This is a genomic window from Streptomyces sp. CNT372, assembly GCF_000377145.1.
In genome coordinates this window covers 14,089-37,643 of sequence record NZ_KB897797.1, presented here as the reverse complement: position 1 = coordinate 37,643, position 23,555 = coordinate 14,089, and the positions used below count along the sequence as shown (strand labels likewise).

The 23,555-nt window shown below is 72.5% G+C and carries 23 protein-coding genes; 6 read left to right on the top strand and 17 right to left on the bottom strand.

Annotated features, from left to right (window positions below):
* Together C593_RS0127975 and C593_RS0127970 are read left to right on the top strand one after the other, a co-directional pair.
* Positions 1-1,332: acyl-CoA carboxylase subunit beta (locus C593_RS0127975; protein WP_018850636.1), on the top strand; the 1,332-nt coding region annotated here is incomplete at its 5' end.
* 34 nt (positions 1,333-1,366) lie between these two features.
* Positions 1,367-1,591, top strand: a complete 225-nt coding sequence (locus C593_RS0127970; RefSeq protein ID WP_018850635.1) for an acyl-CoA carboxylase epsilon subunit — start codon at positions 1,367-1,369, stop codon at positions 1,589-1,591.
* Between the two features lie 111 nt (positions 1,592-1,702).
* On the opposite strand, the gene C593_RS0127965 is transcribed toward C593_RS0127970, so the two are convergent.
* The 10 genes from C593_RS0127965 to C593_RS0127920 all read right to left on the bottom strand — a co-directional run bounded on the left by C593_RS0127965 (position 1,703) and on the right by C593_RS0127920 (position 13,444).
* Positions 1,703-4,114 carry a glycosyl hydrolase family 65 domain-containing protein gene (locus C593_RS0127965; protein WP_018850634.1) on the bottom strand — a complete coding sequence of 804 codons (2,412 nt, stop codon included), beginning with the start codon at positions 4,112-4,114 and terminating at the stop codon, positions 1,703-1,705.
* On the bottom strand, positions 4,114-4,854 hold the full coding sequence (locus C593_RS0127960; RefSeq protein ID WP_026278142.1) for a beta-phosphoglucomutase family hydrolase: 741 nt from the start codon (positions 4,852-4,854) through the stop codon (positions 4,114-4,116). Before C593_RS0127960 ends, C593_RS0127965 begins: the two co-directional genes overlap by 1 nt.
* A gap of 144 nt (positions 4,855-4,998) precedes the next feature.
* Positions 4,999-6,459, bottom strand: a complete 1,461-nt coding sequence (gene zwf, locus C593_RS0127955) for a glucose-6-phosphate dehydrogenase (RefSeq protein ID WP_018850632.1) — start codon at positions 6,457-6,459, stop codon at positions 4,999-5,001.
* Positions 6,460-6,462: 3 nt separating this feature from the next.
* Positions 6,463-7,494, bottom strand: coding sequence for a phosphogluconate dehydrogenase (NAD(+)-dependent, decarboxylating) (gene gnd / locus C593_RS0127950; protein WP_018850631.1), 1,032 nt, complete (start codon positions 7,492-7,494; stop codon positions 6,463-6,465).
* Between the two features lie 474 nt (positions 7,495-7,968).
* Entirely contained in the window at positions 7,969-8,793 is an 825-nt protein-coding gene (locus C593_RS0127945) for a universal stress protein (protein WP_018850630.1), read from the bottom strand.
* A gap of 199 nt (positions 8,794-8,992) precedes the next feature.
* Positions 8,993-11,185: an ABC transporter permease family protein gene (locus C593_RS0127940; protein WP_018850629.1), complete on the bottom strand. Its 2,193-nt coding sequence runs from the start codon at positions 11,183-11,185 to the stop codon at positions 8,993-8,995.
* Positions 11,182-11,877, bottom strand: coding sequence for an ABC transporter ATP-binding protein (locus tag C593_RS0127935; RefSeq protein ID WP_018850628.1), 696 nt, complete (start codon positions 11,875-11,877; stop codon positions 11,182-11,184). The genes C593_RS0127940 and C593_RS0127935 overlap by 4 nt, the downstream gene beginning before the upstream one ends.
* Before the next feature lie 222 nt (positions 11,878-12,099).
* Positions 12,100-12,309: a DUF397 domain-containing protein gene (locus C593_RS0127930; RefSeq protein ID WP_018850627.1), complete on the bottom strand. Its 210-nt coding sequence runs from the start codon at positions 12,307-12,309 to the stop codon at positions 12,100-12,102.
* Between the two features lie 101 nt (positions 12,310-12,410).
* Positions 12,411-12,620 carry a DUF397 domain-containing protein gene (locus C593_RS0127925; protein ID WP_018850626.1) on the bottom strand — a complete coding sequence of 70 codons (210 nt, stop codon included), beginning with the start codon at positions 12,618-12,620 and terminating at the stop codon, positions 12,411-12,413.
* Positions 12,602-13,444, bottom strand: a complete 843-nt coding sequence (locus C593_RS0127920; RefSeq protein WP_018850625.1) for a Scr1 family TA system antitoxin-like transcriptional regulator — start codon at positions 13,442-13,444, stop codon at positions 12,602-12,604. The genes C593_RS0127925 and C593_RS0127920 overlap by 19 nt, the downstream gene beginning before the upstream one ends.
* A 196-nt stretch (positions 13,445-13,640) precedes the next feature.
* On the opposite strand from C593_RS0127920, the gene C593_RS0127915 reads away from it, so the two are divergent.
* On the top strand, positions 13,641-13,868 hold the full coding sequence (locus C593_RS0127915) for a hypothetical protein (RefSeq protein ID WP_486591200.1): 228 nt from the start codon (positions 13,641-13,643) through the stop codon (positions 13,866-13,868).
* On the top strand, positions 13,865-14,092 hold the full coding sequence (locus C593_RS0127910; protein WP_018850623.1) for a hypothetical protein: 228 nt from the start codon (positions 13,865-13,867) through the stop codon (positions 14,090-14,092). Before C593_RS0127915 ends, C593_RS0127910 begins: the two co-directional genes overlap by 4 nt.
* A gap of 27 nt (positions 14,093-14,119) precedes the next feature.
* On the opposite strand, the gene C593_RS0127905 is transcribed toward C593_RS0127910, so the two are convergent.
* The 7 genes from C593_RS0127905 to C593_RS0127875 form a co-directional block, all read right to left on the bottom strand.
* On the bottom strand, positions 14,120-15,223 hold the full coding sequence (locus C593_RS0127905) for an ABC transporter substrate-binding protein (protein ID WP_018850622.1): 1,104 nt from the start codon (positions 15,221-15,223) through the stop codon (positions 14,120-14,122).
* 135 nt (positions 15,224-15,358) lie between these two features.
* Positions 15,359-16,123, bottom strand: a complete 765-nt coding sequence (locus C593_RS0127900) for an SDR family oxidoreductase (protein WP_018850621.1) — start codon at positions 16,121-16,123, stop codon at positions 15,359-15,361.
* Between the two features lie 162 nt (positions 16,124-16,285).
* On the bottom strand, positions 16,286-17,578 hold the full coding sequence (locus C593_RS0127895) for an NAD(P)/FAD-dependent oxidoreductase (RefSeq protein WP_018850620.1): 1,293 nt from the start codon (positions 17,576-17,578) through the stop codon (positions 16,286-16,288).
* A gap of 169 nt (positions 17,579-17,747) precedes the next feature.
* Complete coding sequence (locus tag C593_RS0127890; protein ID WP_106434783.1) at positions 17,748-18,203, bottom strand: nitroreductase family deazaflavin-dependent oxidoreductase; 456 nt, start codon at positions 18,201-18,203, stop codon at positions 17,748-17,750.
* A gap of 200 nt (positions 18,204-18,403) precedes the next feature.
* Positions 18,404-19,945, bottom strand: a complete 1,542-nt coding sequence (locus C593_RS0127885) for a DHA2 family efflux MFS transporter permease subunit (protein WP_106434782.1) — start codon at positions 19,943-19,945, stop codon at positions 18,404-18,406.
* 48 nt (positions 19,946-19,993) lie between these two features.
* Positions 19,994-20,470 carry a pyridoxamine 5'-phosphate oxidase family protein gene (locus tag C593_RS0127880; protein WP_018850617.1) on the bottom strand — a complete coding sequence of 159 codons (477 nt, stop codon included), beginning with the start codon at positions 20,468-20,470 and terminating at the stop codon, positions 19,994-19,996.
* Between the two features lie 62 nt (positions 20,471-20,532).
* Positions 20,533-21,714 (bottom strand): acyl-CoA dehydrogenase family protein, encoded by a 1,182-nt coding sequence (locus C593_RS0127875; RefSeq protein WP_018850616.1) that lies wholly within the window; start codon positions 21,712-21,714, stop codon positions 20,533-20,535.
* Positions 21,715-22,101: 387 nt separating this feature from the next.
* On the opposite strand from C593_RS0127875, the gene C593_RS0127870 reads away from it, so the two are divergent.
* Both C593_RS0127870 and C593_RS0127865 read left to right on the top strand, forming a co-directional pair.
* On the top strand, positions 22,102-22,959 hold the full coding sequence (locus C593_RS0127870) for an NAD(P)H-binding protein (protein ID WP_037747436.1): 858 nt from the start codon (positions 22,102-22,104) through the stop codon (positions 22,957-22,959).
* 79 nt (positions 22,960-23,038) lie between these two features.
* Positions 23,039-23,446 (top strand): nuclear transport factor 2 family protein, encoded by a 408-nt coding sequence (locus C593_RS0127865; protein ID WP_018850614.1) that lies wholly within the window; start codon positions 23,039-23,041, stop codon positions 23,444-23,446.
* Positions 23,447-23,555: the final 109 nt, after the last annotated feature.

The window sequence follows — 23,555 nt, the reverse complement described above, 5'->3', positions numbered from 1 at the left end:
GACGGTGTGATCACCGGGTGGGGGACGGTCGAGGGCCGGACGGTCTTCGTCTACGCGCACGACTTCCGGATCTTCGGCGGTGCGCTGGGCGAGGCCCATGCCACCAAGATCCACAAGATCATGGACATGGCCATCTCGGCCGGTGCGCCGCTGGTCTCCCTGAACGACGGCGCGGGCGCGCGTATCCAGGAGGGCGTCTCGGCCCTCGCCGGGTACGGCGGGATCTTCCAGCGCAACACCCGTGCCTCCGGGGTCATCCCGCAGATCAGCGTGATGCTCGGCCCCTGCGCGGGCGGCGCCGCGTACTCCCCGGCCCTCACGGACTTCGTGTTCATGGTCCGCGAGACCTCGCAGATGTTCATCACCGGCCCGGACGTCGTCAAGGCGGTCACCGCCGAGGAGATCACCCAGAACGGGCTCGGCGGCGCGGACGTGCACGCCGAGACCAGCGGCGTCGCGCACTTCGTCTACGACGACGAGGAGACCTGCCTGAACGAGGTGCGCTATCTGCTCTCCCTGCTGCCGTCCAACAACCGCGAACTGCCGCCCTCCGCGCTGAGCGAGGACCCCGCCGACCGCCCGGGCGACTCCCTCCTGGACCTGGTCCCGGCCGACGGCAACCGCGCCTACGACATCCGCAAGGTGATCGAGGAGCTGGTCGACGACGGGGAGTCGATGGAGGTGCACGCCGCCTGGGCGACCAACCTGGTGTGCGCCTTCGCCCGGATCGACGGCCAGGTGGTCGGCATCGTCGCCAACCAGCCGGCCGCGTTCGCCGGGGTCCTGGACATCAAGGCGAGCGAGAAGGGCGCGCGCTTCGTCCAGTTCTGCGACTCGTTCAACATTCCGCTGGTCACCCTGGTCGACGTGCCCGGTTTCCTGCCGGGCGTGGACCAGGAGCACAACGGCATCATCCGGCGTGGCGCGAAGCTGCTGTACGCGTACTGCAACGCGACGGTCCCGCGTATCTCGCTGGTCCTGCGCAAGGCGTACGGCGGCGCGTACATCGTCATGGACTCCCGCTCCATCGGCGCGGACATCGCCCTCGCCTGGCCCACGAACGAGATCGCGGTCATGGGCGCGGAGGGCGCCGCGAACGTGGTGTTCCGGCGGGAGATCGCCGCCGCGGACGACCCGGAGGAGATGCGGCGGCAGAAGATCGCCGAGTACCGCTCCGAGCTGGTCCACCCGTACTACGCGGCCGAACGCGGCCTCGTGGACGACGTGATCGACCCGCGCGACACCCGCTCGGTCCTCGCCCGGGCGCTGGCGATGCTGCACTCCAAGGACGCGGACCTGCCGCGCCGCAAGCACGGCAACCCGCCGCAGTAGCCCTGCGGGAGACGCACGAGAAGGGAGCACGACGATGAGCGAGACGCACGACGCACACCTGATCCGGGTCCACCGGGGCGCACCCACCCCGGACGAACTGGCCGCGCTGACCGCCGTACTGCTCGCCGGCACGGCCGCGGCGGGCGCCGAGCCGGACGACGTCTCCCGCCGCCAGCGTGCGGTCGCCCGCTGGAGACGCCCCGAGCGCTCGACCGGCTTCGACGGGCCCCGGACCTGGCGCGGGGGCGGGCTCGGCTAGGAGGTGTCCGGCACACGGTCCGCCCGCAGGATGGCCGGGCGGAAGGTGCCCGACACGGCCCGGTGCCGTGACCGGGCGGGCGGGCACGTGAACCCGTCCGGTCACGGGCGCCTAGGAAACGGGGCCCTGGTCCCGGGCCCCTCCCGGGGTCTCGTCCGCGTCCGTCAGTCCGGCCGGTCGCCTGCCCCGCGGCTGCTGCGGCTCCGGGCGGGCCGGCACCTGGGGCACCGGGCGGTCCGCCGGTGAACCGACGGCCACGGTCACCGGCTCCCCGTGGTGCAGCACCTCCAGCGGCTCGCCCTCCAGCAGCGCGTACCGCACTCCCGCGGAGGTGATGTCCACCTTCAGCCTGCGCCCCCGCACCGTCACGGTGAACACCACCCGGGTCAGCGCCTCGGGCAGGCGCGGCGCGAAGCCCAGACGGTCCGGCTCCCCGCCCTCCCCACCGTGCCGGCGCATCCCCCCGAAGCCGACGACCAGCGCGATCCAGGCCCCGGCGAGCGAGGCGATGTGGATCCCGTCGCGGGTGTTGTGCTCCAGATCCGCCAGGTCCATCAGTCCGGCCTCGCGGAGGTAGGCGTAGGCGAGCCCCAGGTGCCCGGTCTCGGCGGCGAGCACCGCCTGGCAGCACGCCGACAGGGACGAGTCCCGGACGGTCAGGGGCTCGTAGTAGGCGAAGTTGCGCGCCTTCTCCTCGTCGGTGAACTCCTCCGGACACTCCATCATCGCCAGCACCAGGTCGGCCTGCTTGACGACCTGCTTGCGGTAGAGGTCGAAGTAGGGGTAGTGGAGCAGCAGGGGGTAGTGCTCGGGCGGGGTCGCGTCGAAGTCCCAGCGCTGGAGGCGGGTGAAGCCGGCCGACTGCTCGTGGACGCCCAGGGACTCGTTGTACGGCACCGCCATGCCGTCCGCGGCATCCCGCCAGGAGGCGGCCTCCTCCTCGTCGACGCCGAGTTCCTCGGCCCGGTCCGGGTGGCGGACCGCCGCGTCCGCCGCGGCCCGCAGGTTCCGGCGGGCCATCAGGTTGGTGTAGAGGTTGTCCCGGGCGACCGCGCTGTACTCGTCGGGCCCGGTGACGCCGTCGATGTGGAAGACGCCCCCGGCGTCGTGGTGGCCGAGGGACCGCCAGAGCCTGGCCGTCTCGACCAGCAGCTCCAGCCCCTCGGCCCGCTCGAAGTCCTCGTCGCCGGTCACCCGCACGTACCGGACGACGGCCATGGCGATGTCGGCGTTGACGTGGAAGGCCGCCGTCCCGGCCGGCCAGTACGCCGAGCACTCCGCACCGTCGATGGTCCGCCAGGGGAACGCAGCTCCCGCCAGGCCCAGTTGCGCCGCGCGCTGCCGGGCGGCCGGCAGCGTCCGGTGCCGCCACCGCAGCACGGGGGCCACGGTCTGCGGGGCGGTGCAGGTGAGCACCGGCAGGACGAGGGACTCGGTGTCCCAGAAGGAGTGGCCGTCGTACCCCGTTCCGGTCAGCCCCTTGGCGGGGATCGCGCGCTCCTCCCCGCGGGCCGCCGCCTGGAGCACGTGGAAGAGGGCGAACCGCACCGCCTGCTGGATCTGGGCGTCGCCCTCCACCTCGACGTCCGCGCCCGCCCAGAAGCGGTCCAGGAAGGCCCGCTGCTCCGCGACCAGCCCGTCCCAGCCGGCGCTGAGTGCCGCGGCGACCGCGCCGTCGACCTGGTCGTGCACCGCCGGCAGCGAGCGCTCCGCGGACCAGCCGTAGGCGACGAACTTCACCAGCCGCAGGCGCTGCCCGGGGACCAGGTCCGCGGTCACCGTCAGACGGCTGACGTCCGGCTCGCTCTGGGCCGTCCACCGGGTGCCGTCGGGCCCCTCGACGAGGTGGTCGGCGGCCGCGCCCACCCGCTGCCCGCTGCGCTCGGTACGGTGCACCAGCCGCAGCCGGGTGTCCTCGGCGAAGTGCTCCTCGGGCACCAGGGGGGACTGGGTCACCGCCGCCACGCGCGGATCCCCCTCGGTGTGCGGCAGTTGCTCGTTGGCGACGAGCTCGGACTGCACGGCCACCGTGGCCGGGCCGCCGAGCGGCTCCACCTCGTACACGAGCGCCGCCACGGCCCGCTGGGTGAACGAGACCAGGCGCCGGGAGGTGATGCGGACGGTGTGACCGCCGGGCGTGGTCCAGCGCGCGGTCCGGGCGAGCACCCCGGTGCGGAAGTCCAGCACCCGCTCGTGCTCCAGCAGCCGGCCGTAACGCAGGTCGCAGGGGTGGTCGTTGACGAGCAGCCGGACGACCTTCCCGTCGGTGACGTTGATCATCGTCTGCCCGGACTCCGGATAGCCGTATCCGGCCTCCGCGTACGGCAGCGGATGCCGCTCGTGGACGCCGTTGAGATAGGCGCCCGGCAGCCCGTGCGGCTCGCCCTCGTCGAGGTTGCCGCGCCAGCCGATGTGTCCGTTGGAGAGGGCGAAGACCGACTCGCTCTGCGCCAGCACGTCCAGGTTCAGCTCGCTCTCGCGCAGGCACCACGGCTCGACGGCGAAGGAGGTGTGGGTGATCATCACGGCTCCAGAAGTTCGGACAGGTCGCGGACCACCACGTCGGCGCCGTGCGATCCCAGGCGCTCGGCCTGCCCCACCCGGTCGACGCCGACGACCAGGCCGAAGCCCCCGGCCCGCCCGGCCTCGACGCCGGCCAGCGCGTCCTCGAAGACCGCCGCCTCGGCGGGCGTGGCCCGAAGGACGCGGGCGCCCTCCAGGTAGGTGTCGGGGGCTGGCTTGCCGCGCAGCCCCCGCTCGCGGGCCACCACTCCGTCGACGCGCTCGTCGAACAGGTCCTCGATCCCGGCCGCCGCCAGCACGTCCCGGCAGTTGGCGCTGGAGGACACCACGGCGCACCGCAGCCCGGCGGCACGCACCGCGTGGACGTAGCGCACCGACCCCTCGAAGGGCTCCACACCGTCCTCCCGGATCCGGCGCAGCACCAGGGCGTTCTTGCGGGTGCCGAGCCCGTTCACGGTCTCGGCGTCCGGCGGGTCGTCCGGCGACCCCTCGGGAAGCTGGATCCCGCGCGCCGCGAGGAAGGTGCGCACGCCGTCCTCGCGCGGCCGGCCGTCGACGTACTCGTCGTAGTCGCCGACCGCGTCGAAGGGCGTGAACGCGCCCTTCTCGCGCTCCGCGCGAGCACGGAGGTAGCCGTCGAACATCTCCTTCCAGGCGGCCGCGTGCACCTTCGCGGTCCGGGTGAGCACCCCGTCGAGGTCGAACAGACAGACACGTACATGGTCAGGAAGCCCCAGCATGCCGACGAGGCTAGGAGCGAGGGGCGGGCCGCGGCGGGAGGACGCCCGAGCGCCGCGCCGGAAGGGAACCCGCCCGGTGGAGGCCCGGGCGGCATCCGGAGCAACGCGGCCGGAAGGGGGGCGCGTCGCCGCACGCACCGGTGCTCACCGGTCCGGGAGGCTCCACCGGTACGGCGCGATGAGCCGGTCGATCCCCTCCGGCCCCCAGGAGCCCGGCCGGTAGGGCTCGACGGGCGGAGGTTCCTCCAGCAGCGGGGTGGCCACCTCCCACAGGCGCTCGATGCCGTCGGAGCGGGTGAACAGGGACTGGTCGCCCAGCATGGCGTCCAGGATCAGCCGCTCGTACCCCTCCAGCGCGTGCGCCTCGTCGAAGGAGCCCGCGTAGCCGAAGACCATCTCGGCCTGCTCCAGGCGCATCGCGGGTCCGGGCCGCTTGGTCCGGAAGCGGGCGGTGATGCTGCCCGGGTCGTCGAAGTCGATCGCCAGGGCGTTGCCGTGCGGGTGGTCCATGCCGGTGCCGGTCCCGGTGCCGGTGTCGAACATCCGCAGCACGGGTTCGCGGAAGCCCAGGGTCACCATGTGCCGCCCCTGGGCGAGGGACTTGCCGGACCGGAGGAAGAACGGCACCCCCGCCCAGCGCCAGTTGTCCAGCTCGACGCGCAGGGCCGCGAAGGTCTCGGTGTCCGAGTGCGGGTCCACCCCCGGCTCGTCGCGGTAGCCCGTGTACTGGCCGCGCACGACGTGGGCGGGGTCGATCGGCCGCAGCGACTGGAAGACCTTCTCCTTCTCGTCCCGCAGCACCCGCGCCGTGAGGGAGGTGGGGGGTTCCATCGCCACGAACCCCAGGAGCTGGAAGAGATGAGTGACGATCATGTCCCGGAAGGTGCCGGTGCCTTCGAAGAACCCCGCCCGTCCCTCGATCCCGATTCGTTCCGGGACGTCGATCTGCACATGGCTGATGTGGTCCCGGTTCCAGACGGGTTCGAACATGCCGTTGGCGAACCTCAGGGCGAGGATGTTGTCCACCGACTCCTTGCCGAGGAAGTGGTCGATGCGGAAGATCCTGGACTCGTCGAAGACGGCGTGGAGCGTGGCGTCCAGGGACCGGGCCGACGGCAGGTCGGTGCCGAACGGTTTCTCCACGATCACGCGCGTGCCCTCGGCCAGCCCCGTTTCGCCGAGGAGCCGGACGACGGAGGCGAACGCGGCCGGCGGCACCGCCAGGTGGCACAGCCGCCCCGGACGTCCGCCGAGCGACTCCTCCGCCCGTCGCACGGCGTCGAGCAGGGGCCGGGGGTCCGCCGGGTCGGCGGCGCCGAAGGAGAGCGCCGCCTCGAACGTCTCCCAGGCCTCGCCCCGCGGCTCGCTCCGGCCGAACTCGGTGACCGCCTCGCGGGCGTGGGCGCGGAACTCCTCGTCGCCGAGGGCGGCGGCGGGGGCCGAGCCCACGATCCGGTAGCGCTGCGGCATCAGCCCGGCGTGGGCCAGGTGGAACAGCCCGGGCAGCAGCTTGCGGCGGGCCAGGTCCCCGGTCGCGCCGAAGATCACGACCACGTGGTCGTCCGGGCGGGTGCCGCGGTCCGTCGCCGGGCTGGGGCGCGGCACGGTTCAGTCCGCCTTCTCGGCGTGCCCGCCGAACTCGCCCCGCATCGCCGACAGCACCTTCCCCGTGAACTCGCCCAGCCCGCGCGAGCCGAACCGCTCGTACAGGGCAGCGGTGATCACGGGTGCGGGTACGCTCTCGTCCACCGCCGCCAGGACCGTCCAGCGGCCCTCTCCGGAGTCGGACACCCGGCCGGCGAAGCCCTCCAGCCCGGGCGAACGGGCCAGCGCGTCGGCGACCAGGTCGACCAGCCAGGAACCGACCACCGAGCCGCGCCGCCAGACCTCGGCCACTTCGGCGACGTCGATCTCGTAGGCGTAGGCCTCCGGGTCGCGCAGCGGGGCGGTCTCCGCGTCGACCGTCCGCTCGCCCAGACCGGCGTCGGCGTGGCGGATGATGCTCAGGCCCTCGGCGATGGCCGCCATCATTCCGTACTCCACGCCGTTGTGGACCATCTTCACGAAGTGGCCCGCACCGCTGGGCCCGCAGTGCAGGTAGCCCTCGGGGGCCGTGCCGGTGGTCGCGGTCCGGCCCGGGGTGGGCTCCGCGCTGCCCCTGCCCGGGGCGATGGTGCGCAGCAGCGGATCGAGGCGCCGGACCGCCGTCTCGTCGCCGCCGACCATCAGGCAGTAGCCGCGCTCCAGGCCCCAGACGCCTCCGGACGTCCCGCAGTCGACGTAGTGCACGCCCTGCGGGGCGAGCCGGCGGGAGCGGGCGATGTCGTCGCGGTAGTACGAGTTGCCGCCGTCGATCACGGTGTCGTCGGTGTCGAGGAGCCCGGCCAGTTCGTCGACGGTGCGCTGGACGACGCCCGCGGGGAGCATCAGCCAGATGTTCCGCGGCCGGTCGAGACGCCCGGCGAGGTCCTGCAGGGAGGTGGCCGCGACGGCTCCCTCCTGTTCCAGCTCGCGGACGGCGCCGGGGTCCAGGTCGTACACCACGCAGGTGTGGCCGTCGCGCATGAGGCGGCGTACCAGATTGGCGCCCATGCGTCCGAGCCCGACCATGCCGAGCTGCATGGGGGTGCTGGTGGTCACGGTGTGCCTCCCCGTCGCGTCGTGGTGGCTTTCCTCCGTACGCCGCGCGCCGCTCGGACGCGGTCGTGCGGCGGGCCGCGACGGGGTCCTTCGGGGCGGGACGCGGCCACCGGGGGTCCCGCGGGGCGGGACGCGGCCACCACCGCCGCCCTGTGTACGCCACGGGGGCGAGGCGCACGGAGGTCGGGGGAGTGTCCCGGACCGGCCTGCCGGACGGCAGCCGTGCACCGGCCGCGAATGGCGTTCACCGGCAGCGTGTCCTGATCGGTCGTGTCCTGATCGGTCATGGGCAGCGGTCCGATCTCATCGCGACATCTGCCCTTCCAGTACACGTCACAACGCCGGTGGCCGCATGCCCGCGGGCGACGGCCCGGGCGCGGCGGTGGCCGCATGCCCGCGGCGACCGGGCGCGGCGGCGACGGCCCCGGCCGGCCGGGGAGGGGTGCCCGGCGGCCCCGCCCCGGGCCCCGCGGGTCAGGTGTGCGGGACGACGGCGACCGGGCAGGCGGCATGGTGGATCATCGCGTGGGCGGTGGCGCCGAGGTGGTTCCCGCGCGCCGCCGTGCGCCGCCCCACGACCACGATCCCGGCTCCGGCCGCCTCCTCGGCCAGGTGCACGGCCGCCCGGCCGGCGCGGGCCTCCACCTCGACCTCCACGTTCGGGAACCGCTCACGATGGGGGCGCACCGCCTCGCTCAGTGCCTCCCTCGCCGCCTCGGTGCCCTCCTCCTTGTGCGGGTGCAGCGGCGTCAGGTGCCAGGTGTGCACGACCCGGAGCGGCACGGAGCGGCGGGCCGCGAAGTCGAAGGCGAAGCGCAGCGGTTCCTCACCGGCGGACCGGAGGTCCACGCCCACGACGACGCGACCGCCGCGTTGCGGCGCGCTCCCCCGCACCAGGACGACGGGGCCGTGCGCACCCGCCGCGACCTCCTGTCCCACGGACCCGGCGGTGAAGCCGGCGGTGGTGCCGAGGCCGAGGGAGCCGAGCACCACCATCTCGGCGTCCCTGGAGGCGGACACCAGCACGGTGGCCGGCGCGTCCTCCACCTCCTCCTCGCTGACGGCGATTCCGCTCCGGCGGGACCGGGCCCGCTCGTTCATGGCGGCGAGGAGGTCCCGCGCCCGCTGGGCGCGGACGTCCCGGGCGGGCCGGACGGCGACGACGGCGTGCTCCTGCCAGAGCGAGGCGTTCACCAGGCGCAGCTCCGCCCCGCGGAGGGCGGCCTCGTCCGCCGCCCAGTCCACCGCCGCCGCACTCTCCTCGGAGCCGTCCACTCCCACCGCGATGCGTCCCGACATACCGGCTTCTCCTCGTGTAGGGGTCGTGTGCGGACGGCCGCCGCGCGGCCTGGCCGGAGGCCGGGGCGCGGGGGCCGTGATCCACGACAAATGATGCTCTTCCGGGCGGAGCGGGCGGGGTATCTCGCACCCGGTGTCGGAGCGGGCGAGGCGGCCCCCGGCCGCCGGGGGCCGGCAGCGGGGGGCGCGCCGACCGGGCTCAGTCCGCCGCGGGCCGCCAGTGCCCGGCGGCTCGCACGGCGGACCGGCTGCCCAGGGCGCCGACGGCTGCCGCCAGGAGCGCGCAGCCGACCAGTGCCCAGCCAAGGACGGTCCAGGAGAAGCTGCCCTCCTGGACGACGGCGACGAAGAACACGGAGTGCCAGGCGGTGACGGCGGCCGCGAGGACGGCGGAGATCAGCAGGGGGACGGTCAGGTGCCAGAACGCCACGGATCTGAACACTCCGTGATGGCCCGTCAGCACCGCCAGGGGTGCGAGGACGTGGCGGACCCTGACGAACTCGGCGGCGGCGCTCATGCCGCCGGCCAGCAGGAGGAGGGCGAGCCCGGCCGAACCGAACAGCAGCACCCAGTTGTTCAGCCGAGCCTTGGTGGCGGAGCCGGCGACCCAGTTCTCGCCGAGGGACTCGACGTTCACGGCGGGGACGACGGTGTACGCCGCCTGTTTGATCGCGGGCCCTTGGCCCGGGGCGTCGGTGACCGCTACCAGCGTTCCGTGGACCGGGTCCGGGGGCGGGGTCGTGGGGGTTGCCTGGATCTGCAGTCGGGAGCCGTACCACTTCCTGATCTCGCCGACACGTCGATCGCCGCCCGAGGCCGTCGCCGGGGTGGTGGGGCAGTCGAGAGCAAGGGTGCGGAGCACGGCGCAGGTTCCCTGGAGCAGAGGGGCGTCACCGGTGGTCATCGTCAGGAGGCGTGCGCCTGCTGGGAGAGCACCCTCCAGGCGCGCGACGTCCGGCCCGGTGACGTCGCCGCTTCTGACGGTCAGGACGGTGTCGCCGACGCGGGCCTGTGAACTGCGCGCCGCGGCTGCCTGTTCACCGAGTCGGCTGTTCCACACCTGCAGTTGGCTGATCAGCCCCAGTCCGATGATCATGGCGAGAACGAGGCGGACGACGACACCGGGGTGGGCAGCTGTCCAGCGTCCTCCGATCAGTTGCCCGGGCCTTCCGGCACCGAAGCCGCGAGCGGCAAGCGCCGCTCCCAGTCGCTTGCACGTCGCGGCGGCCACCGAGGGCAGGAAGGCCCACATGGCGACCGTGCCGACGACGAAGGCGGCAAGCCCCGAGGTGCCTCCGAGGTACTGGCTCAGGGCGACGACGCCAATGCCCACGCCACAGCCGGCCAGCCGCCACCGCGGGATGCTGGAAGCGAAGCTTCGGGGACGGGTGGCAGTACCGTCTCGCTGGACACGGTGGAGCGCGATGACCGCCCCGAGGGTGAGGACGAACGACAGTGCCAGCGCGCCGACGGCCGCGGGCCAGGCTCCTTGCAGGTCCTCACTGTTCAGCAGGTACCCGGTGCCGGGAATCCGCAGGTCCACGGAGCAGGCCACAAGCATCGGCAGGACGGCCGCCAGCGTCCCGGTCGCGACCGGCAGTGCCGCCTCACCGGCATTCACCAGTGCGCGGTGCCTCCACGTGCCGCCCAGCGACTGGAGCAAGCCGCTGCGGCGGTCGCGGGTGCGGGAGCCCACGCGGGCAGCGACGACCAACAGCGCGACCGCGGGCACACCAGTGAGCGCACCCAGGGAGAGCAGTACATGTGAGAGCGGCCGTGAGTCCAGGATCTCGCCCATGGGGTACGGCTGACCGAACCCATCGATCGGGAACCAGGACTCTCGCTGTCGGGCGTCGGGGGCCTGGAGAGGCCGGACGTAGGCGAATCGCTCGGAGGGAGAGACGAGGCCGCTTGCGCCGATGGTTCCGGCATGACGTCCGTACCGGCTGGTGATGTTCTCCTTGGCTCCCAGCCGTTCAAGCTCGGGTGACAGCACGGCTTCACCCGGAGCGGGCCAGCGTGTGAGGCCGGGCGGGGGCGGAGTGGCGGCCTTCAGGGGGTGGACGTAGATCACGCTGTGCTGGACCTCGCCCACCATGTCCAGGCCCTCCCTCCACAGCGCGACGGCGTCCTGGGCCCGTTCGGTGAGCACGGGCCCCCTGGCCTGGCTCCGGGCCTCACGGCCGTCGTAGGTGGCGGCGGCGGCGACCCCTGCGAGGACCACGAACGCGACGGAGGCTGCCGCGGCGAACAGTGCCCAGAACCGCAGTCGGTCTCCGGGGGTGCCGCGGCCGGCTGTGAAGCCCATGCGTGTCAGCTGCCACCAGAGGCGCTTGCGCGGGTGTCCGGGGGAAGCGACGGAGCCGGTCGTGTGCGGGGGGACGGTGCTCATGCGTGCGCCCCGTCCAGGGTGTCGGTCAGGAGCCCGTTCGCCAGTTGGAGGGTGCGATCCGCACGGCCGGCGATCGATGGATCGTGAGTGACGACGAGCAGGGCGCAGCGACGTTCGCGGGCGGCGGTGAAGAGGAGATCGGCGACTGCTCCCCGGGCCTCCGGGTCCAGGGCTCCTGTCGGCTCGTCGGCGAGAAGGACGTGCGGGTTGGTGATGAGGGCGCGGGCCACGGCGGCACGCTGCCGCTCTCCGCCGGAGAGCATGCCGGTGGGGGTCGTTCCGTGAGGCACTCCGAGCTCCGTCAGCAGTTCGGCGGCGCGCCGGTAGGCGTCATGGTGGTTCCCGCCGTCGAGCAGGACGGGGAGGGCGACGTTCTCCACAGGAGTCAGTTCGGGCAGAAGCTCTCCGAACTGGAAGACCACCCCTATGTGCGCCCGCCGTATCCGGGCGAGGTGCCGGGCCGGTACCCCGGTCAGCCGGGCACCGTGAACACTTACGGTGCCCTCGTCGGGCTCGACCAGGCCGAGGGCGCACATGAGCAGCGTGGACTTGCCGGAGCCGCTGGGCCCCGTGACGGCAACGGACTCGCCCGGTTCGACGGTCAGGTCGACGCCGTCCAGGAGTACGCGGTCGCCCAGGCGGTAGTGCAGGCCTGAGATCCGCAGGCCTGTTGGTTCCCCGTTTGTGGTCATCGTTCGCTCCCTCGGCCTCACCACGGAGCCGGTGGCAGGCATGTGCAGATGTCGGAAAAGCCCCGCTGGGCAGGCCGGTGTCCGGCCTGCCCAGCGGGGGTGAACCCTGTAGCGGGTGTCAGGTGGTCTTCCGGTACCGGCGGTGCTGTGCCGGTACCGGATACGGCGACGGCCCCGCGCTCCGACTCGCGAGTCGGAGCGCGGGGCCGTCGCGGTGAGGCTTCAGCCGCCGAGCTGCCCTTCGCGGAGGGCGCCGACGAACGCGGCCCAGCCGACGGCGGGGAAGACGAGGGCCGGGCCGCCCGCGAGCTTGCTGTCACGGACCGGGACGACGGTGGCGAAGTCGTCGGAGACCTCGACACAGGCCCCGCCGTCTTGGTTGCTGTGGCTGCTCTTGCGCCAGGTCGCAGCGCTCAGGTCGATGGTTCGCACGATGATTCCTCCAGCATGGTCAGGGCGAAGGCACAGTTCGCGGGATGCTCGCCGACGAGAGCCCTCGGTGAACCCGAACGCGAGGCCGTCACCTTGCAGGATCAGAGGCCGAACTGTCCGTCCCGCAGCGCGCCGACGAAGGAGGACCAGTTCCCCGCCGGGAAAACGAGCACGGGGCCGCTCGCGAGCTTGCTGTCGCGGACCGGGACGACGGTGGCGAAGTCGTCGGAGACCTCGACGCAGGCCCCGCCGTCCGAGTTGCTGTGGCTGCTCTTGCGCCAGGTCGCAGCGCTCAGGTCGATGGATCGCACGGTAGTTCCTCCAACAGGGTCAGAACGAGCTTCTGCGACTCGACGGGCGAGAGCGCCAGGTCACGCATCGCATCGTACGCACGCTGCATGCGCTCCACCACGGCGCTGTCCTCGAACAGCTCCCCGCCGAAATCATGCTCCGTGTACGCCACGGTACGCCCGCTCGGAAGCCGCAGGAACCAGACGTCCGTGCTCGACAGTCCGTGCAACCCCGCTCGTTGGGGCAGGACTTGGAGGGTCACGTTCGACCGCTCGGCGGCCGCTGCCAGATGGGCGAGCTGCGCGCGCCAGGAATGGTCGTCCCGGAGCGCCGTCCGCAGGGCCGCCTCCGACAGGATGGTGCGGAACGGTGGGGCGTCCTCGCCCTCCAGCAGGAGCTGCCGTCCGAGCCGCGCCTCGACCTGCTGGTCCAGCTCCTTGCCCCGGAGGCCACCCGCCGCCAGCAACTCCCGTGCGTAAGCGCCGGTCTGGAGCAGGCCCGGCAGGGCGCTCACCGCGAAGTGCCACAGGCTCACGGCCTCGGACTCCAGGGTCATGTACTTGCGGTACCGCTCCTTGAACTGCGACTTGTCCCCCGCCGCCAGCTCCCACAGCGCCAGCAGCAGCCCCGGCGTCCCGTAGTGCGTGTCGAGCGCCTGGGCGACCTCCGGGCTGCCCAGGGTCTCGCCCTTCTCCATCTTGCCGAACAACGACCAGTCCCAGCCCAGTCGTTCACCGAGGGCGCGCAGGCTGATGCCGCTCGCCGCGCGTAAGGTCCGCAGTTCCTCGGCGAACCGCTGGCGGGGTTCCTGGCTCCGGCCGGTGATGACGCGTCGTTGCGGCATGCCGCTCCCTCCGGGACGTGCACGGGGCCACACCCCGGAACGTATTCCACGCGGTGCGGCCGGGTCCTGGGATCAACGAATCGCGCGGGCGGAGGGAGCGTGGCCGGTGTGGAAGGTGTGGAACGACGCCGCATGACGGGGAGTCACCCCCGCGTCCACGGACCTGACGGTTCGGTCCGGGCCCATGCTCGGGGCCATGACCTCCGACATCCCCGCCAAGCTCCAGGAAGCCCACGACGCCCGGGACGCGCTCGCCGTCGCGCTCAGCCGGGCCGGGGTGCAGCTCCCCGCCATGGACGTCCGGACGCCCTGGGCGGACGACCGCGAGGACGACGCCCGGTACGCGCTCGTCCACCTCGGCGTGTGCTCCGCGCCCGTGGCCCATCTGCTCGCCCAGGTGATCAGCCGGGGGGCCGGGGCGTGAGCGGCGAGGACGCCCCCGGGGTCGGGGACGCCGTCCTGGACGAGGACCGCGGCCTCGTCGGCCGGATCACGGCCGCCGACGCGGACGCCGTCCGCCTCCGGCCGCTGGGCGGCGGACCGCAGTGGGACGCGGACCCGGCCCGCGTCCGGGACCTGAGTCAGGACGAGTTGCTGCACGCGCTCGTCGCCGAGGTGAACGCCCGCAGCCGGCAGGAGTACGGCTGAGGGGCGCGAGATGCGAGGGGCCGGGGCTCAGCCGGTGTGCAGGACCCGGAAGCGGTCCGGCGCCGCCGGGTCGCGGTCGGTCACCTGGACCGGCGGCGGGTACGCCTGCCAGACGCCGGTCCCCGGCGCGCGGGAGAAGCGGATCGCGCCCCGGGTGCCCGTCACCGCGAGCCCCGCCCAGGACGCGGCGATCCGCGGCCGGTCCGGGCCGTGGGCGCGCAGCGCCTCGGCGAGGACGGCGACCGTGTCGTACCCCTCGAAGGCGACGAAGGAGGGGGCCTCGCCCAGGCTCGCGCGCAGAGCGGTATCGACCCGCGCGCCGAGGGGGCCGAGGTGTGCGGGGAGGTAGCGCAGGAACGGGATGCCCGCACCGGCTCCGTCCGGGAGGGCCGCCCAGGGGGCGAACTCCGGCTGCCCGGCGGGCGCGCCGACGAGGACCCCGGTCAGCCGGGGGTCGCGGCGGACGGCCGTGGCGATCGGCGCGGCCGGTTCCGGGTGCCCGGCCAGCAGCAGGAGGGCCGTCGCGCCGCCCTCCGCGAGGGCCTCGCACACCGCCCCCGCTTCGGCGCCGAGTTCGAGGACGCCGCCGCCGTGCGGGGTGAGGTGCTCGTGCAGGACGCGGATGCCGGCGGCCCAGTAGACGCTGGGCTGGGCCGCCACCGCGATGCGGCGGTGGCCCGCGCCGAGGAGGAAGTCCGCGTAGATCCGCCAGCCGTGGGACTGCGGCGGGCAGAGGCGGGCGACACCGTGTGCGGGTGCGTCGGTCAGGGCGTCGAGGACGGCCGAGGAGCAGAGGAACGGCAGGCCGAGGTCTTCCGCGCGGGCGGCGACGGCGCGGGCCGTGACGCTGTGGTACTCCCCCGCCAGGGCCACCACGCCGAGGCGGTCCAGCTCGTCCACCGCCCGGGCGGCCCGCTGCGGGTCGGCCGCCGTGTCCCGGACCAGGAGTTCGACCGGCCGGCCGTCGATCCCGCCCGCGGCGTTGGTCTCGCGGGCGGCCAGTTCGAGCCCGGCGAGCAGATGGCGGCCCGCCTCGGTCCAGCCGGGGCGGGTGAGCGGGACGAGCGCGCCGATGCGAAGGGCCGAGGCGCTGGGGCCGGGCCCGGTCGGGGCCGGTGGGTGCGTGCTCATGCGGTGGTGTCCCCCCTGTCGGCGCGGTTGCCGTGGAGTCCATGATCGACCGCGTCCGGCGTTGCCGTACAGGCCCACGGGTGAGGCCGCCGTCCCCCACGGACGGCGGCCTCCGTGCACCCGCCGCGACGGGGGCTACTGCGGCAGCGGCACCAGTCCCTGGGCGATACCGCCGTCCACCGCGACCTCGATGCCGGTGGTGAAGGTGGCCTCGAAGCCGAGGAACAGCGCGGCCCGGGCGACCTCCTCGGGGGTGCCGACGCGGCCCAGCGGGGTCAGCTCGCGGCCCTCCTTCTCGAACTGGGCGCGCTCCTCGTCCGTGACGGTGGCGACGCCCATCGTCGGCGTCTTGATGAAGCCGGGGCTCACCACGTTGACCCGGATGCGGCGGGGCAGCAGCTCCGCGGCGAGGACCTGGGCGAAGGCGCGGACGGCGGCCTTCGCGCCGGAGAAGGTGCTCATGCCGGGGGTGCCGGTGCCGTCCGCGACGGCCGTGGTGAACACCAGGGCGCTGTCGTCGTTCAGCAGCGGCAGCAGGGCCTGGACGGTGAAGAAGGCGCCCTTGGTGTTGACCGCGAAGGTCTTGTCGTAGGTCGCCTCGTCGACCGTGTCGAACGGCTCGACCTGCGCGAAGCCGGCGTTGACGTGGACGAAGTCGATCCGGCCGAGCTTGGCCTCGGCCTCGGCGGCCAGGGCCTTGATGTCGGCCAGGTCGGTGGCGTCCGAGCGCACGACATGGGCGGCCGGGCCGAGTTCGGCGCGGGCGGCCTCGATGTTGCGCTCGTTCAGGCCGGTGACCAGGACCTCGGCGCCGCCGGCGATCAGCGCCTTGGCGGTGGCCAGGCCCATGCCGTGGGTGCCGCCGGTGACGACGGCCTTCTTGCCTGCGTACGTGCTCACGGGTGCTCCTTGTCCGGAAGGGGAGGAATCGAAGGGTTACGGGGGTGGGAGTGGGGGTGGGCGTGGAGGTGGGGGGCGCCGGCTCCCGGCCGGGGGAAGGACCGGGAGCCGGCGGAGGCCGGGCGGCAGGGGTCCACCGCCCGGCTCGGCCGTCGGCAGGGGTCAGCCGATGACCGAGTTCACATGGCGGGCCGCCGTGAGGCCCGTCTCGATCGCGCCGTCGACACAGCCGCTCCAGCCCTTGGACATGTCGCCGTTGGCGAAGGCGAGGCGTCCCTGCGGCTGCTGGATCGGGCCGAGGAGCTGGGAGAGCTGGCCGGGCTGGCGGTAGGCCCAGCCGCCCTGGGAGAACTCGTCCCGGCCCCAGTCGTGGTACGTGTAGTCGACCAGTTCGGCCCGCGGTTCGAGGAGCTTCACGGCCGCCTCGACCTGCTGGAAGTCGTCCGGGTCGACGTCGTCCTCGACGATGAAGCCGACCACGAGCTGGCCGTCGTCGAGGACCCGGTGCGCGAACAGGCCCACCATCGGGGCCCCTTCCTCGGACTGGGCGTACACCGGGCCGAAGTCGCCGCGGATGTGCAGGGCGAGCTTGACGGCGTTGGGCACGCCGATGCCCTCGGTGGAGGCGTCGGTGAACTCCTGGGGCAGACCGGGCCGGAAGTCGATGTTCTTCCAGACGTTGACCGGGACGGCCACGACCGCGGAGGCGGCGGTGAACACCTGCCCGTCGCGGGTGGTGACCCGGACCGTGGTGCCGTCGTCCTCGACCGAGGCGACCGCGGTGTTCAGGCGCAGTTCGGCGCTCGCGTCGGCGAGCATCGCCTCCGCGAGCTTGATCATGCCGTTCTCCAGGCGGTGGGTGAAGATCTCGTGGAACCCGATGTGCTCCAGGTTCCCGAGGGCCCACCAGTGCCCGGTCATGGTGAGCGCGCCGCGGGCGGCACGGCCCCCGGACTCGCCCGAGGCGAGACCCGTGAGCAGGCCCTCGTCCTCCGGGGAGAGGTCCAGGTTCTTGATGGCGTCGTGCAGCGAGAGCTTGTCCGCCCGGGCGAGCCGCTCCGTGGCGCGCAGCGGCTCGTGCGGGTAGGGGAAGTACTCGTCGGCGTCGGCGAAGAGCCGGGTGAGCAGCTCGTGCTGACGGGCGAACGCCTCCTCGGCGGGGAAGGCGCGGTAGCCGTCCGGCTGGGGGAAGATCGCTATCTCCGGGTCGACGTCGGGGACGGTGCCTATGCCGTAGCGGGTCATCTCGGCCCACACGTGCGGCTGGGTCCAGTGCACCCAGGCCCCGCCCAGTTCGATGGTCTGGCCGGCGAACCGCTCCGTGTAGACGCGGCCGCCGATGCGGTCCCGGGCCTCCAGGAGGAGGGTCCGCCGGCCCTTGGCGGTCAGCTCGCGGGCGGCGGTGATGCCCGCGAATCCGGCGCCGATGACAATGGCATCGAAATCGTTGCTCAATTCGGTCTCCTGAATGACGAGTTGCCGCCTGTGGACGATTCACGCTATCCGGGGACAACCAATCGAACGTCCATCTGGGAGTAACCGAAAACGCCTTCGCAATCGGCCCGTTCACGGTTCGGGAGAGATTGCGCGGCCGGTGATTCCGAGCCTGTTCACGACCCGTCCGCTAGGGAATTCGCTCCAGTACGACGACGGGAATCTGCCGCCCGAAGCGGGTCGAGTTCGCCTGGTAGTGGTTGTACGCCGGAACGTGTGTCGTCATCAGCTTCCAGAGCCTTTCCCGCTCCTCGCCCACCGCGGTCCGGGCGGTCGCCAGGAAGGTGTCCGCCTTCACCTGGACGTGGACCTCCGGGTGGGCGTCCAGGTTGAGGTACCAGGAGGGGTGGGCGGGGCCGCCCTGCATGTCGGAGGCGATGAGGACGTAGCGGTCGCCGTCGTAGCCGAAGAACAGGCCGGTGCGGCGCAGGGCGCCGGTCTTGCGGCCCACGGTGGTGAGCAGCAGGTTGGTCATGCCGCCCTCGTGGTAGCCGCTGGCGCCGCCGGTGCGCAGATAGCGCTGGACGTGCTCGGCCACGGCGGGGTTGGGGCTGTCGACGACTCGGTCCATGTCCCACGCTGTCATGGGTGGTACTCCTTCTGCGCCGCCGGGGCGCGGGGGTGGTCGGTCGGTGCCGGCGCCGCCCGGAGGGGGTGGACGGCGACGGGTGACGGGCAGCCGCCGGGGGGCGGCGCCGGGTGACGGGCCGCCGCCGGGGGGCGGCGACGGGTGATGGGCCGCCCGGTTCGGGCGGCCCATCGGGTGCGGTCCTCGGCGGGGCCGGCTCAGAGCCCGGAGTGCGGCACCGCGTTCTGCTCGGCGCCGCTGCCGGCCTCCTCCTTGGGGGGCTTGAACAGCAGCAGGGTGACGACGACGCTGGCCGCGGCCAGGATCGCCAGGGCGACGAAGCCGGCCTGGAAGCCGTTGGTCAGGGCTTCGAGCTTCTCCCCGCCCGTGGTGTACTGGATCGTCACCGCGGAGGCGACGGCCGTACCGAGGGCACCACCCATCTGGAAGGCGGCCGTGTTGATGCCGGAGGCGATGCCGGAGCTCTCCTCGGGGATGCCGGTCAGGGCGGCGATGGAGACGGCGACGAAGCCGAGACCGAGACCGAAGCCGAAGATCAGCAGACCCCAGAACAGGTCGGCGAAGTAGCTGCCGTCCACCGAGACCTGGGTCAGCAGCAGCACACCGACGCCCATCAGGACGGTGGAGACCACGCCGAGCTTGCGGAAGCCGTACTTGGTGATGATGCGCGAGCCGATCTGCGAACCGGTCACCGACATCACGGTGTAGACGACGGTGCTCAGACCGAAGACCAGGGCGGTGTAGCCGAGGACCTGCTGCGCGTAGAGGGAGATCACCAGCACCGCGCCGAAGGTCACCATGCCGATCAGCAGCATCACGACGTTGCCGCCGACGAGGTTGCGGGAGCGGAACAGCTCCAGCGGCACCAGCGGGGCCTTGGCGCGCTTCTCGATGACGACGAAGAGCGCGATGAGGACCGCCGCACCGACGAGCAGGCCGACCGTGCGGGCGTCGGTCCAGCCGATGGCCGGGGCCTCGACGACGCCGTAGATGAACGCCACCAGGGCCACGGTGATGGTGACCGCGCCGAGGGTGTCGAAGGACCTGGTGCCGGTGGCGCCCTTGCTCTCCTTCAGCAGGCGCGGGGCCAGGGCGATCACCACGATGGCGACCGGGATGTTGATGAAGAAGATCCACTCCCAGCCGAGGGTGTCGTTGATCGGGCCGCCGACCAGCAGGGCCGCCATGGCGCCGCCGGCGCCGTTGGCCGCCCAGATGGCGAGGGCCTTGTTCAGCTCCTTGCCGTCGGTGAACGTGGAGATCAGGATGGACAGCGCGGTCGGGGCGACGATCGCCGCCGAGATGCCCTGGCCCACCCGGCCGAGGATCATGATCTCGCCGTTCCACGCCAGACCGGCGAGGAGCGAGGAGAACAGGAACAGGGCCATGCCGATGACGAACATCCGGCGGCGGCCCAGCAGGTCCGCGGAGCGTCCGCCGAGGAGCAGCAGACCGCCGAAGGTCAGCAGGTAGGCGCTCATCACCCACTGCGCGCCGCTGGCGGTGAGCGCCAGGTCGGCCTGGATGGACGGCAGCGCGAGGAGCACGATCTGCGCGTCGAGCTGCATCATGAAGAACGCGGTGCACAGGACGGCGAGCGCCTTCCAGCGCCGCGGGTCGAGGTTCTGCGCGGCGGCGGAGGCGGCGGCAGCCGCACCGCTCTTGCGCTCCTGGTCCACCTCCCCGGGGCCGCCTCTGTCGATTCCTGTGAAGTCGGACGTGCTGCTGTCTGCAGACATCACTTTCCCTTTCTCATGGTGACGTTGTTACGGGCTGAGGAGCACGGTTCAGGGCTGCCAGATCTTGCTCCTCAGGTCCTGTCCGCGTACGACCTGAACACGGAAGGGATCCATGCGCAGCAGGCCGAATTCGGGGTCTTCGGGGCCGCCGGACCAGTACCGCGCGGGGTCGTATCCGACCCCGGCGGGGCTGCCCTTGCGGTACAGCTCCCACACGTCGTTCTTCACTTTCCGGTCCTCGGCCCATTCGGCCTCGCAGTCGGTGAAGACGCAGTTCTGCCGGGGGCTCCAGTAGGAACAGGTGACATGCGGGTTGTTCTTGATGTGCGCCGTCTTCACCGGGGTCTTGTACGCGGCGAGCCAGCCGACCGGCCGGCCGTCCACGACCTCCCAGATCGGCAGCAGGACGCGGGCCCGGGGGCGGCCCTTCCGGTCCACCGTGATCAGCGAGCAGTAGACGATCTCCCGGACGTACCGTTCGAACTCCGGCTGGATCTCGGCGAATGACGTGACCTTGGTTGCCATGACGTTTCAGCTCTCTCCGCGCTGCCGCCGGTACGGGCGGCGCCGCCGGGGCGCGGGCCCGGTCAGAGGAAGGGGGTGTCGGGGTCGAGTCCGAGCAGGACGCGGCCGTGCACCTCGAGGTTGGTGGTGATCTGCATGAGTCCGTGCTGCGAGAGCGCCTGGATGTCCCGGTGCAGCCGCTGGAGCGGCGCCGACAGGGCGATCACGCTGGCGCCGCTCGCGGTGTACAGGACCTCGACGGCCTCCTTGGCGAGCTGCACCGCGTAGGCGGTGTTGCCGCGCACCGCGGCCTTCTCGTCCCAGGTGGGGTGCTCGCCGGCGTCGGCGCGGCGCTGGAGCAGCGCGGTGACCCGGCCGACCAGCGCCTCGGCGGCGGCGATCTTGTTGGCGGCGGTTGCCACCTGGATCTGGGTGAGCGGATGGGCGCTCTGGTCGGTCCAGTTGGTGTACGCGATACCGCGGCCCGGCACCCGGTCGAGGAAGAGTTCCAGGGCGGCCTGGGCGATGCCGAGGAATCCGGCCGCCGCCTCGGTCATCACCAGGGTGTAGATGCCGTAGTTGCGGCCGTCCGCCCCGGTGTTGGACCGGTCGCCGGTGGTCCCGAGGACGGCTGCCTCGGCGTCCACCACGAGGTGCGCGGGGACGAAGAGGTCCTTCGCGGTGGACGTGGAGCTGCCGGTGGCCGCGGCCCCGGCGACGTGCCAGTCGTCGGCGACGCTCATCGAGGCCATCGGCACCAGGGCGACGGACTCGCCGGTGATCTCGCCGTCCGGGCCCAGCAGATGGGCGGCGGTCATGTTCCAGTCGGCGCCGTGGCTGCCGGTGTTGAACCGCCAGGTGCCGTTGAGGACGTAACCGCCCTCGGTGGGCGTGAGCGTGCCGCCGGGGGTGAAGCCGCCGGAGACCCGCACCGAGCCGCCCCGGAATATCTCCTCCTGCGCCCGGTCGGGGTAGAGGGTCGCCATCCAGGCGGTGGACAGCCACACCATGGCCACCCAGCCGGTGGAGGCGCAGCCCCGGGAGATCTCCCGGATGATCTCGTTCTGGTCCGCCAGGGGCAGGCCGAGCCCGCCGAAGCGGACCGGCACCGCGGCCCTGAACACACCTGCCTTGTCGAGCAGTTCGATGTTCTCGTCGAGGATCCAGCGGCGCTCCTCGGACGCGCGCGCGTTCTCCCGCAGCGTCGGGACCAGCCGCTTCACCTCGTCGAGCACGGTCGTGCCGGCGACGTCGGTCGTACTCACCCTGCCTCCTCGGTCACATGGGTCACATGGGGGTCGGGACAGGAACGGCACTCGGCGGGGGGTCCGCGGAACTCACCTGATCCTGGTCCTGTTCCGTGTCGCTGAACTGCGCGCAGCGCTGCGGAACAGCACACGCCGGACACGTCTCACGGAAACGTACCCGGCACGGATCTGATTTCCTCAAGCATCCGGTCACGCCCGGGTAATCACCTGTTCCACTTACCTCCGCAAACCACTCGATTACCGGCCGATTACCGAACCCTTAGCGACCTCTGAGAGATCTGTTGGCGATGCGTTCGCGCGCACTGCAAGGGCGGGAGACCCCGCCGAGAACGCAAAGGGAAAAGGACCGTGGAATTCACGGCGGAGACATGCTGCACTGGCCCCATGACAAATGAAGCTGTGACCGGAAAACCGATTCTCGTACTCGGGGGGACCGGCAAGACCGGCCGCCGGGTCGCCGAACAGCTCCGGGCCGGCGGCCACGCCGTCCGGGCCGCCAGCCGCTCCGGGGACACCCGCTTCGACTGGTACGACGAGTCCACCTGGGCGCCCGCGCTCAAGGGCGCGGGCGCGGTCTACATGGTGGACATGGTCGACGAGCCGGTGGAGTGGAACCCGGAGGAGTCCGTGCGCTCCTTCTGCCGCCAGGCGGCTGCCGCGGGCGTCGGACGGATCGTGCTCCTCCAGGCCCGCACCAACGAGGACGCGGGCGGCAAGTCCCTGATCGGCAGCGAGGACGAGGTCCGCAACTCCGGCCTGGAGTGGACCATCCTGCGGCCGGGCTGGTTCACCCAGAACTTCGACGAGGGCATCCTCCTCGACGGCATCCGCGCCGGCGAGGTCCGGCTGCCGGCGGGCGAGGGCCGGGAGCCCTTCATCGACTGCGACGACGTCGCGGCGGTGGCCGTCGCCGCGCTCACCGAGGACGGGCACGCGGGCCGCACCTACGAGCTGTCCGGGCCCCGGCTGCTGACCTTCGGCGAGGCGGTGGCCGAGATCGCGGCGGCCACCGGCCGGGAGATCCGCTACACGGCGCTCACCGCCGACGAGTACGTGGCCGAACTGGTCGCCGAGGGCGTGCCGGAGGACTACGCGCGGATGGTCGCCGACCTGATCGGCCAGATCAGGAAGGGCAAGGGCGCCTATCTGTCGACGGGCGTCCAGGACGCGCTGGGCCGCGCGCCGCGCGATGTCTCCGAGTGGGCCAAGCAGGCGGCGGCCACGGGCGTCTGGGACGTCTGAGCCCCGGCGCCACGCCCACGCACGCACGCACACACACCGAACCCGATCGAACCCGATCGAACCGAAGAGGAGCTGTGCCATGACCACCACCGACGCCGAGCTGTGGAACCTCGAACTGACCGACGACCCCGACGTCCAGAACGACGTGTTCCTCAAGGCGTTCAACTCCGGTGACGGGGGCGTGTTCGACCGCCTCTACCGGGACGACGCCATATCCAACCTCTCCGGCAAGCCGCTGACCGGCGCCGAGCGCACCCGCGCGATCAAGGAGATGCTGGCCAAGGGGCCGACCCTCAACTCGACCCTGAAGCACTCCTACACGGCCGGCGACGTCACCCTGATCGTCGTCGACTTCGAGCTGGGTCTGCCCGACGAGGAGGGCAACCTCGTGCCGGTCAAGGGCTCCTGCACGGACGTCATCCGCCGGGAAGAGGACGGCCGCTGGCTGATGGCCATCGACCGCCCGGTCGCCGACCCGGCCGCCTGACGCACACGACGACGAAGGACCGCACGGCCGGGGACGAGCCGGAGCCGTGCGGTCCTTCGCTGTGCGGGTGGTGCGGGTCGAGCGGTGTGCGGTGCCCGTGGTGCGTGTC